Annotated in this window: 6 protein-coding genes; 3 read left to right on the top strand and 3 right to left on the bottom strand. The window is 71.6% G+C overall.

Translation table 11 applies throughout. The features are described from left to right. Positions 1-1,032 (bottom strand): sigma-70 family RNA polymerase sigma factor (locus ABZZ17_RS39600; RefSeq protein WP_356884171.1); only part of this gene is annotated, 1,032 nt, incomplete at its 3' end. A 305-nt stretch (positions 1,033-1,337) separates the two neighbouring features. Continuing rightward, positions 1,338-2,105: a helix-turn-helix domain-containing protein gene (locus ABZZ17_RS39605; protein WP_356884173.1), complete on the bottom strand. Its 768-nt coding sequence runs from the start codon at positions 2,103-2,105 to the stop codon at positions 1,338-1,340. 342 nt (positions 2,106-2,447) lie between these two features. On the opposite strand from ABZZ17_RS39605, the gene ABZZ17_RS39610 reads away from it, so the two are divergent. Together ABZZ17_RS39610 and ABZZ17_RS39615 are read left to right on the top strand one after the other, a co-directional pair. Continuing rightward, a complete protein-coding gene (locus tag ABZZ17_RS39610; protein ID WP_356884175.1) occupies positions 2,448-3,866 on the top strand; it encodes an NAD(P)/FAD-dependent oxidoreductase in 1,419 nt (472 codons plus the stop codon). 146 nt (positions 3,867-4,012) lie between these two features. Further along, the gene (locus ABZZ17_RS39615) at positions 4,013-5,743 is read left to right on the top strand and encodes an ATP-binding SpoIIE family protein phosphatase (RefSeq protein WP_356884177.1); all 1,731 of its coding nucleotides are present in this window, start codon (positions 4,013-4,015) and stop codon (positions 5,741-5,743) included. A gap of 68 nt (positions 5,744-5,811) precedes the next feature. Here the strand turns inward: ABZZ17_RS39615 and ABZZ17_RS39620 are convergent, their stop codons facing one another. Then, positions 5,812-7,110 carry an MFS transporter gene (locus ABZZ17_RS39620; protein WP_356884179.1) on the bottom strand — a complete coding sequence of 433 codons (1,299 nt, stop codon included), beginning with the start codon at positions 7,108-7,110 and terminating at the stop codon, positions 5,812-5,814. Between the two features lie 122 nt (positions 7,111-7,232). Here ABZZ17_RS39620 and ABZZ17_RS39625 point away from each other — a divergent pair, with 122 nt between their 5' ends. Continuing rightward, positions 7,233-7,769, top strand: a complete 537-nt coding sequence (locus tag ABZZ17_RS39625) for a MarR family transcriptional regulator (protein WP_214942474.1) — start codon at positions 7,233-7,235, stop codon at positions 7,767-7,769. Positions 7,770-8,119: the final 350 nt, after the last annotated feature.

Raw genomic sequence — 8,119 nt, forward strand, 5'->3', positions numbered from 1 at the left:
GGAACCGCCCGCCGCGGCGGCGGCCGCGCCGGCCCCGCTCGCGGCCACGGCCCCACCGGCCACCACCCCGGCCGCCTTCGCCGCGTACCCGGCGGCGAACCACCCGATGACCGCGACCGGCAGCAGCGCGGGAATGCCCGCGTTGACGTCCTTGAGCTCCCCGGCGGCGAGACGGCACTTGGCGCACTCCTCCAGGTGCTTGCGCAGCCCCCGCTCGGCCCGCACCCGCAGCCCGCCCCGGGCATAGGCGCCCAGCCGGTCCGCGTACCGCGCGCAGTCCCCGCCCTCACTCAGCGCGGAACTCACGTGCGCCTGGAGGTAGGCCTGCTTGAGGCCCTCCCGGGCCCGGCTGGCCAGCACCGCCGTCGCATTGGCGCTGAGCCCGAACAACGGGGCGATCGCGCTCGGCGAGGCCTCCTCGACGGTGGTGTGCCACAGCACGGCCTGCCACCGCTCGGGCAGGCTCCGGAAGGCCTGCATGGCCAACGACTGCTCGGCCTCGTGCATCGCCCGTACGTCGGCGCCCAGTTCGAGCGTGTCGGTCCCGCCCAGCCCGGCAGCGCTCTCGGCACCGGTGGCCGCCTGCTCCGCGAACAGCGCGAAGTCCTCGACCAGGTGCTCCCGCTTGGCGGTCTTCGCCCATGCCGCGGCGACCCGCCGCACGGTGGTGAGCAGATAGGCGCGTACGGACTGGTCCGGCCCGGCCCCGCCGCGCACCGCCTGGAGCGTCCGGGCGAACACCTCGGCGGTCAGGTCGTCGGCGGTGTGACCGTCGCGGCAGCAGGTGCGGGCGTAGCGCCGTACGGCATCGGCGTGCCGGCGGAACAGTTCCTCGTAGGCGCCGTCGTCACCGCCGCGCATCCGGACGACCAAGTCCGCATCGGACGGGGGCAGATCGGCACCCCCCGCCACCGGGGCGGCATGCCGGCCGCGTGGTTCGCGCTGGGCCGGGACCTGGCGGGCGGGCAGGCTGCCCGACTCGACCTCGCCACCGGCACCACCGCGAGACTCGTCCCGCCCGTCAACGTTCATCGCGGAAGCCTCCGCACGCCACACTCAACCGGTACACCGATCCAGCGTGTCACACGGCGAAGGCACCCCGGTCCGCTCCGCGCACCATCCACTCATCCGGGCAAGGCTCGGCGAATCGCCGTCCAGATCCTCACCCGTTCGAGCGACCTCCTGTTCGAGGAACCCCCTTGACGGACGGCACCTCCCGCCCACCTCGGCGGACCCACACCCCCGGCCGCCGCCGAACCGGCACCGCGCCCGAAGGCCGGCCCCGGCCCGACGACGTCCCGGGTACAGGACCCCGAAGGGCTACTCCCCGAACCGGCTCACGCCGTCCGGGAGCGCAGCCCCTCGAGCAGGATGTCGAGCAGCCGGGCCGAAGCCGCGGCCTGCTGGGCCGGGTCCGGCAGCGCGGGCGCCGCGGTCGCGATGACCAGCAGCACATCGGCCACCGTGACATCGGCACGCAGCTCGCCGGCCTCCCGGGCGCGGTCCACCAGACGTCCGACGACCTCCAGCAGCGCACCCGCGCCGGAGTCGTCCGCGATCTCGTCCTCGACGGAGCTCCGCGCACCCACGACCCGCAGGTCGGGCGCCCCGCCCACGACGGCCTGGCGCTGGTGCGGCACTCGGGCCGCCGCCTCCTCGGCCGCGTCCTCACCCTCCGCGTTGACCCGCAGGACCTGCGGCGGCAGCAGCCGGCCCGCCCCGGAGGCCACGGAGGTGCGCAGGAAGCGCGACAGCGCCTGCCACGGCTCCTCCTCCTGGCCCAGTGCGGACTTGGCCTGCTCGGTCAGCCGGGCGGTCTCCTCCTCGGCTATGCGGCGGACCAGGACGTCCTTGCTCGGGAACCGCCGGTAGACGGTGCCGACGCCGACGCGCGCGCGGCGCGCCACGTCCTCCATCGGAGCCCCGTAGCCCAGCTCGCCGAATACCTCGCGGGCCGCGCGCAGGACGTGTTCGAGGTTGCGCTGGGCGTCGACGCGCAGCGGCGTCGAACGGCCCACCCCGTGGGTCGTCGTGCCTGCCATCACGCGGCCGCCGCTCTCGGCAGACAGAGCGGTGGCAGAACCATGGAAATCGGAAATGTGCATGTGTATCCCCCGGTAATCATTTGTCTCCCCCCGGAGACACTCCCCGCCTTCGTGTCGAGGGGGGCCACGGTCACGAGGGCCCCGGTCCTACTCCTCGACGAGATACGAACATAGTTGAGCCAGAGTCAATTCAGAAGAGGCAGCCCCGGACCGAGCGCCGCCCGATCGGAGCATTCACCCCCACATTTTCCCCGGAAGCCTCCGGAATCATCCCCTCCGCACCCCCTGACCTGCGGACCTGCACCCCGAGCCCAACCCGTCGGCAGACCCGTCACGGCACCCCCACCGGTCACACAATTTGACGGGCCTGTGGACAAACTCCCAGCCACGTTGCGTCATGGGGTGGTGAAGGCTGCTAACTCCCGGGGCGACGCACCCGGTACCCCGCCCCGCACGCGCATCCTCGTCGTCGGCGGTGGATACGTCGGCATGTACACGGCCCTGGGCCTCCAGCGGAAGCTGAGATCCGGCGAGGCCGAGGTCACGGTGGTCACCCCCGAGCCGTACATGACCTACCAGCCCTTCCTCCCGGAGGCCGCCGCCGGCTCGATCTCCCCCCGCCACGTCGTCGTACCGCTCCGCCGCGTCCTCGACCGCTGCCGCATCGTCATCGGCGAGGCCCGGCGCATCGACCACGCCAAGCGCACCGCGACCGTCACCACCCTCGCCACCGCCGAGGAGGGCACCGGCGACATCGAGATCGAATACGACGAGATCGTCCTCGCACCCGGATCCGTCTCCCGCACCCTCCCCATCCCCGGCCTCGCCGACTACGCCATCGGGTTCAAGACCGTCGAAGAGGCCATCGGCCTGCGCAACCACGTCATCGAGCAGATGGACATCGCCTCCTCCACCCGCGATCCGGCGATCCGCGACGCCGCCTTGACCTTCGTCTTCGTCGGCGGCGGATACGCGGGCGTCGAGGCCCTCGGCGAACTCGAGGACATGGCCCGCTACGCCGCCCGGTACTACCACAACGTCAAGGCCGAGGACATGAAGTGGGTGCTGGTCGAGGCCAGCGACCGGATCCTCCCCGAGGTGGGCCCGGAAATGGGCACCTACACCGTCCGCGAACTGCGCCGCCGCAACATCGACGTACGGATGGAGACCCGCCTCGAATCCTGCGAGAACCGCGTCGCCGTCCTCAGCGACGGCTCCCGGTTCCCGACCCGCACCATCGTCTGGACCGCCGGCGTCAAACCTCACCCCGTCCTCGCCGCCTGCGACCTCCCCAAGAACGAACGCGGCCGCCTCGCCTGCACCTCCTTCCTCACCGTCAAAGGCGTCGAACACGCCTGGGCCGCCGGCGACGCCGCCGCCGTCCCCGACATCACCGCCCCCGAACCGGGCCGCGAATGCGCCCCCAACGCCCAGCACGCCGTCCGCCAGGCCAAGCGCCTCGCCGACAACCTCGTGGCCGCCCTGCGCGACGAGGTCCTCACCGAGTACGCCCACAAGTACGCCGGCTCCGTCGCCTCCCTCGGCCTCCACAAGGGCGTCGCCCACATCTACGGCCGCAAGATCAAGGGCTACCCCGCCTGGTTCATGCACCGCGCCTACCACCTCAGCCGCGTCCCCACCTTCAACCGCAAAATGCGCGTCCTTGCGGAATGGACCCTCTCAGGTCTGTTCAAGCGGGAGATCGTCTCCCTAGGCTCACTCGAACACCCCAGGGCAGAATTCGAACTCGCCGCAGGCGGAGGCCCGGCACACCCCAAGCCCCGCCCCGCCCCCGACCCCCCGCAGGACAGCCAGGGCTGACGTTGTCAGTGCGGTCCGCCACACTGGACGTGTGACCATAGGTGCACTCACACCTGCACAGAGTGACCTTGCGCCGGGTGACACCGTCCAGAGACCGACCACGAGCGACACAGCGACCACTTGCGACACCACGAGGCCTGAACGCAGTGAACTTCACGCGCTGGAGCGCCCGGTTTCCCGGAACGCAGCGCCGCGCCGCCGCCCGGAACGAACACGCCGCCGCCCAGGCCAAGAGGGGCGAAGGCTCCGTCCCGGCAGCCCGCGGCGCCGCCGCCCACCCCACGCTCCCACCGGAGGACGCCCCGGCCGACGCCACCGTCTCCGGCACCGGAACGGCACCGCTCGCCGCCACCCCCGCCCTCGACGAGCTCTCCGCACGCGAGGTCCTCGGCCTGCTCCCGGCCCTCGTCGCGCTCGTCCACGGCCCCGAACACCGCGTCGCCTACGTCAACGACGCCTACACCTCCGGCTTCGGCCCCCGCTCCACCGGCGCCCCCGCCCACGAGGCCCTCCCCGAACTCGGCGAGCTCGGCCTCCTCGAACTCCTCGACCAGGTCCAGCGCAGCGGCAAGCCCCGTACGGCCAAGAACCGCACCGCACCCGGCGGCGGCAGCTCCTACACCGTGACCTGCACCCCGGTCGACTTCCCCAAGACCGCCGCCGACGGCGCGACGGAGCCCCACCACACCGGGATCCTCGTCCACCTCGCGGACGTCACCGACCACGCCGAAGCCGTCGACCGGCTGCGCGCCAGCGAACGCCGCCAGCGCGAGGCCGCCGTCACCCTCCAGCGCTCCCTCCTCCCCCAGGAGCTCGAACAGCCCGACGACCTCCGCATCGCCGCCACCTACCAGCCCGGCGGCACCGAAGCCGCCGTCGGCGGCGACTGGTACGACGTCATCACCCTCGGCGCCGGCCGCACCGCCCTCGTCATCGGCGACGTCATGGGCCGCGGCGTCCGCGCCGCAGCCGTCATGGGCCAACTCCGCACCGCCGTCCGCGCGTACGCCCGCCTCGACCTGCCCCCGCACGAGGTCCTCCAGCTCCTCGACGGCCTCGCCGCCGAGATCGACGCCAGCCAGATCGCCACCTGCGTGTACGCCGTCCACGACCCCAACGAGGGCCTCCTCGCGTACGCCTCCGCAGGCCACCTCCCGATCCTGGTCCGCGACGAGGACGGCACCGTACGCCGCGCCGCCGACCCCACCGGCCCGCCGCTCGGCACCGGCGGCTGGCTGCACACCTCGGGCACCATCGCCCTCGGCCCCGGCTCCACCGCCGTCCTCTACACCGACGGCCTGGTCGAGCGCCGGGGCGAGGACATCGACGAAGGCGTGGCCACCCTCGAACGCGCCCTCTCCGGCGCCCAGGGCACCCCCGCCGTCGTCTGCGACCGCCTGATGCGCGCCCTCGGCGTGGACGCCGACCACGACGACGACGTCGCCGTGATGGTCCTCCAGCAGCCCGCCCGCACCGGCGCCGACGCCGAGCTCTTCCACAACGCCGCCCTGGAACTCCTCGGCGGCATCGAGGCAGCCCCGCGCGCCCGCGCCTTCGCCCAGGGGGTCCTCGCCTCTTGGCGGTTCCCGGTCGAGCTGTGCGACCTCGGCGTCCTCGCGGCCAGCGAACTCGTCGCGAACTCCCTCCAGCACGGCACCCCGCCCATGCGGCTGCGGCTGCGCCGCACCGACCGCCGCCTGATCGTCGAAGTCACCGACGGGGACGACCACCTCCCGCGCCGCCGCCGCGCCGAACCCGCCGACGAGACCGGCCGCGGCATCTCCATCGTCGCCACCATCGCCTCGTCCTGGGGCTCCCGCCGTACCCCGGGCGGCGGCAAGGCCGTCTGGTGCGAGTTCGCCCTCCCGGACAAGTAGCCGCACACGGGGAAGGCCCCGGTCCACAGGACCGGGGCCTTCCCCTTCTCACATCCACATCCGTACGCCTACACGTGCGCGGGCTCCGGAGCGACGGCCTTCGCGGCGCCGACGGCCGGCCCGCCCTGCGCCACGACCCTGCTCAGCGACGGGTTGTCCTGCACCGGGCTCAGCTGCCTGCCGAGCCGCAGCGCCAGCCCGGCGATCCCCAGCGAAACCACCGCGAACAGCCCGATGTAGAGCATCGGGATCCCCGCACCCAGCGGCACGCCGAGCGGCCCGAGCGCCAGCGCCATCTGCTTCACCAGGGCGAACGCCGAGTTGTACTGCCCGACCGAACCCTCCGGGGCCAGATCCGCCACCAGCGGCGCCAGCGTCGGAGACAGCATGGCCTCACCGATGCCGAACAGCGCGTACGTCGTGACGAACGCGGCGGCCGCCATCGTCGCGCTGCCGTGCCCCAGCCCCGAGAACCCGGCGATCACCCACGCCACCGTCCAGATCAGCCCGACCAGCGCGATGACCCGCGACCGGCGACGCTTCTCCACGAGCCGCAGCACCACGAACTGGGCGACGACGATCGCACCCGTGTTGGCGGCCAGCGCGAACCCGAGGGTGGAGGGGGAGATCCCGGCGGCCTCGGTACCGAAGGCGGCCAGACCCGACTCGAACTGTCCGTAACAAGCGAAGAAGAGCACGAAGCCCAGCACGCACAGCTGCACCATCGCCTTGTGGCGGAGCAGCCGCTTCCAGCCGCTGCCGCCCGCCTGGGCGGCGTCCTTCTGCGGCATGGCCTCCTTGAGGCCCGCCACCTGCGGCATCCGCACGGTGGCGATGACCGCCGCCAGGACCAGGAACATCACGGCCTCGATGCCGAACAGCAGGGTGAAGCTGCCGGGCCGGCTCTCGTCGACGATCTGACCGCCGACGAGCCCGCCGATGCCGAGCCCCAGGTTCTGCATGAAGAACTGCAGGGCGAAGGCACGCGTACGGGTCGACGGGGTCGAGCACCACACGATCATCGTGGCGAGCGCCGGCTGCATGACGGCCTGCCCCGCACCCAGCGCCAGTGCGGACAGCAGGATCGGCACGATCCCCGTCGACAGCCCGAGCGCGAGCGCGCCCGCCGACGCGGCGACGGCCGCACCCATGACCACGGGGACGGGCCCCCGCCGGTCGATGACCCGACCGGTGAAGGGCAGCGCGACGAGGGCGCCCAGCGCGAACGCCACGAACGCGCTCGTGGCGGCCATGGAGCCCAGATCTCGCACCTGCGCCACGTAGATGTAGAGGAACGGAACCGTGAAGCCGATGCCGAACGCGGTCAGCGCGTTCCCGGCCTGGATCCGCCGCATCGCAGCGCCCATCACCTTGGTCACTTTCACCACCTTGATTGCTGAAGCCTGAAGACTTCATCCCTAAACTTAGATGCTTAACTCTACACATCGAAGGAGTTAGACGCCAATGGGTTCGTGCCATACTTCGACGCATGGGTGACACCCCCGACGGCACTACGCCCGTCCACGAGCCGAGCCTCGATGAGCAGATCGCCGTCTACCAGCGCGAGTTCCAGGACCTCGACCCCCAGGTCGAGAAGGTGGTGTCGGCGCTGAGCCGCCTGAACCGCCGCATGAACGTCGCGTACGGGCGCCAGACCGCGGCCCTCGGCATCAGCAACGCGGAGTGGGAGGTCCTCAAGGCCCTCGTCATCTCCGGAGCCCCTTACCGGATGGGCCCGAGCGAGCTCGCGAAGCAGCTGGGCCTCACGCCGGCGGCGATGACCCACCGGATCGACCGCATGACGGCGGAGGGCCTGGTGACCCGTGAGCGCGACGAGTCCAACCGGGTCCGCGTGATCGTGGAGCTGACGGACGAGGGCCGCAGCAAGTGGCTCGACGCGATGCGCGCGGCGACCGTCTTCGAGGAGGACCTCCTCCAGGACCTCTCCACGGCCGAACGCGGAGTCCTGGGCGACATGCTCACCCGGCTGTTGGACCGTGTGGAAGACCTCCAGTCGAGGGGCTGACCTCCCGGGTTGACACCGACCCCGCGGGTCCGTAAGGTTCTTCGAGTTGTCCCAGAGCCGAGAGGTTTTGGCGTCAACGAATCCCGCCGCCTCGTTGCGGCACCCAACTCAGCACGAACTCCCACTGGGAACGAATTCGGCATGTCCGAATTCATTTCCGAAGGCCCGATTATCGGTTGCCGGGGAAATCAGCTAGAGTTCGGGAGTCGGAAGGGCCCAACAGCCCGGAAGACAAACCCCGCTGACTGGGAGTCAGGCCCGAAAGAGTCTGATAGAGTCGGAAACGCAAGAACACAGAACGAAAGCCCGGAGGAAAGCCCGCGAGGGTGAGTACAAAGGAAGCGTCCGTT

It is taken from the genome of Streptomyces sp. NPDC006512, from assembly GCF_040611935.1.
Taxonomy (GTDB): Bacteria; Actinomycetota; Actinomycetes; order Streptomycetales; family Streptomycetaceae; genus Streptomyces.